General features: G+C 48.4%; 1 protein-coding gene and 1 pseudogene. Both read left to right on the forward strand.

Annotation, left to right across the window (positions count from 1 at the left end; all coding sequences use genetic code 11):
• A pseudogene (locus HWQ67_RS15725) lies at window positions 1-273 on the forward strand (ISAs1 family transposase); the annotation flags it as partial.
• Window positions 274-398: 125 nt separating this feature from the next.
• Complete coding sequence (locus HWQ67_RS15730) at window positions 399-2684, forward strand: S8 family serine peptidase (protein WP_218253633.1); 2286 nt, start codon at window positions 399-401, stop codon at window positions 2682-2684.
• Window positions 2685-2787: the final 103 nt, after the last annotated feature.

A 2787-nucleotide genomic window follows, 5' to 3' on the forward strand; every position in this document is an offset into this window, starting at 1 on the left:
GCAGAGCACATTCTGAGTGTTAATCGAGACCATTGGTCTATTGAAAATAGTTGCCATTATATTATTGATTGGAACTATGATGAAGACCGTGGTCGAATATACTCTGGTTATGGACCAGAGAATATTACCTGCCTTAGACGGTTTGCCGTCGCCATTATCAAATCCAAGGAAGTACGCAGTGTAGCAGAGAAAATGCGAAAACTTAACCATAGTGTCCGTATGGTCTTTGACTATTTGCGAATGTCAAAAAACTCAACACATTTAAGGACATGACGTGAGAACAAATTTACCGTGACCTGGGCATGTGGGACTTGACAATTATGTGTGGCTAAATGCTACGATCATCCTACCTGTTTTACAGGTCTGCGTAACTCACAAGAAGTAACATTGGAGGGAGTATGTTTGGTAAAGCCAACAAACAAGGGATGAAGCATCTCCAGCTTGGTAACATGCCCGGAGTGAGGGTGTTGTTTATGCTGGTGCTATTGTTACTGTTTAACCATGTCGAGTCAGGGTTTGCCGGTGAGCCGCTTGTGCCGTTTAGCAAGGTATCAACCCCTGGTGGTTATGACCACTTGGCATACAAGGCACAAAGCGATGGTTCGGTGAGGGTCATAGTCAAGGTCAACGGCCCAGCGCAGCCAATGGGTGAACTGTCCCCGTCAGAGGCGGCATCGCAGGTGAACATGATCGCACATGCCCAGGACAAAGTGCTGGAGCTATTATCGGGATACCGTATCAATAGCTCACACAAATACAAGTATATCCCCTATATCGCAATGACGCTTGATAAGTCTGCCCTCGATGCCTTGATTGCTATCCCTGAGATAGAAAAGGTAGAAGAGGACATGCTTGTGCCCTACAACTTTGAATGGAATATGACCAAGATAGGCGCGCCTAACGTCTGGTCAACGGGCTATGATGGCTCCGGCTATACGGTGGCCATACTCGATACGGGCGTAGATAAAGACCATCCCTTTCTGGCAGGTGCCGTAGTGTCGGAGGCCTGCTATTCCACTATTGATGCAGCCGAAAAGGCCTCCTCCCTCTGCCCTGGTGGTGTAACAAGCTCCACGGCGACCGGTTCGGCAATGCCATACACCGGTAATTGTCCAGCCGAAAAGTGTGACCACGGCACTCACGTGGCCGGCATTGCAGCAGGACGAAATAACGGCTCCATGTCGGGTGTTGCCAATAATGCCTCGGTGATAGCAATCCAGGTGTTTTCCAGATTTGATGACAGCGCTACCTGTGATGGACCGCCTGCTTGTGCATTAACGTATTCCTCGGACCAAACGAAGGGCCTCGAAAGGGTCTTCGAGTTAAAGGATACATACAATATAGCCGCCGTAAACATGAGCCTGGGGGGAGGGCGGTATTATAGTAATTGCGATAGCGAATGGAGTTCAGAGAAGGCGGCTATTGACAATCTCCGTTCCGTTGGGATTGCAACAGTTATCTCCTCCGGAAACGAAAGCTACACCGACAGTATATCCGGCCCTGCCTGTATCTCTACGGCGGTAAGCGTTGGCTCGACGGATTCTTCAGATAACGTCTCAGGTTTTTCAAACAGCATAGGTTTTCTTAGCTTACTGGCTCCGGGTTCTTCCATAAATTCGTCCGTACCTGGAGGTGGTTATGATACATGGGATGGTACCTCAATGGCAGCCCCGCATGTAGCCGGAGCATGGGCAGTCCTCAAACAGTTAACCCCCTCTGCCACTGTTGGGGATATCCTCAGTACATTGATAAGCACAGGTGTAACCATTACTGATGCTCGTAATGGTATCAGCAAGCCACGTATCCAAATAGATAAGGCTGATTTGACCTACACAAAATCAGGGACCGGTTCCGGTACGGTATCGGATGGTACGGATAGATGGACTGAATCTGCCACAAAGACATACACCGCCGGAACAACCATAACCCTGACCGCAACGGCTGACCACGGCTTTACCTTTGTAGGCTACAGTGGCGACTGTTCAGGGACGAGTTCTACCTGTACGTTGACAATGTCGGCAGCAAAGAATGTCACGGCGACTTTTTCAAATCCTGTTATTATAAATCCAGGCAATAATCATTCGTATCAAAGAATTGATAAGCAAGTGGTATGGTCCGCCGCAAAGGGAGATTGTCGGCAACTTGGCGGATATTTGGCAACTGTAACATCGGCTGATGAGAACACTTTTCTTGTCAATAACTTATTACCGGCAAACTTTTTTAATGATACCTATGATCATACCGGTAATCGAGGTAATTGTTGGATTGGGGCAAGTGATACAGAGACCGCCGGAGTTTGGAAATGGGTAACCGGTGAAGACTGGCAATTTACGGCATGGGCTGCCAGTCAACCTGATAATAAAGAAAACGATGAACATTGTCTGGCGTTTTCTGGTTCCTTTGGCTATACAAGCAATGCGTGGGATGATATTTTTTGTGCTCATCATTCGTATACCATGCTGGGTTACAACCCCCTTTGCTTCATTTGCGAATGGGACCCTGTGGTGCAGCAATACACCCTCACCGTCTCCAAGTCCGGCACAGGTTCCGGCACTGTAACCGCATCACCTGGCACACTTTCCTGGCGACGCGATACCGGGACTGCATCGTACAACACAGGCACCTCCGTAACCCTGACCGCAGCGGCGGACGACGCTTCGACCTTTGCAGGCTACAGCGCATAGGTGTTAAGCTAAGAATGCAATCCTGCCAATAAAGCCATTCTTTGTGGAGAATCCCTCCTCTAACCACTGTAGGTGTTAAGCTAAAAAAAAATTTCAAAAAAAC

It is taken from the genome of Candidatus Magnetobacterium casense (genome assembly GCF_019173545.1).
GTDB lineage: Bacteria > Nitrospirota > Thermodesulfovibrionia > Thermodesulfovibrionales > Magnetobacteriaceae > Magnetobacterium > Magnetobacterium cryptolimnobacter.

Coding starts and splice junctions, on each gene's coding strand:
- HWQ67_RS15730 (WP_218253633.1), top strand. CDS start 399: ATGTTTGGTAAAGCCAACAAACAAGGGATGAAGCATCTCCAGCTTGGT.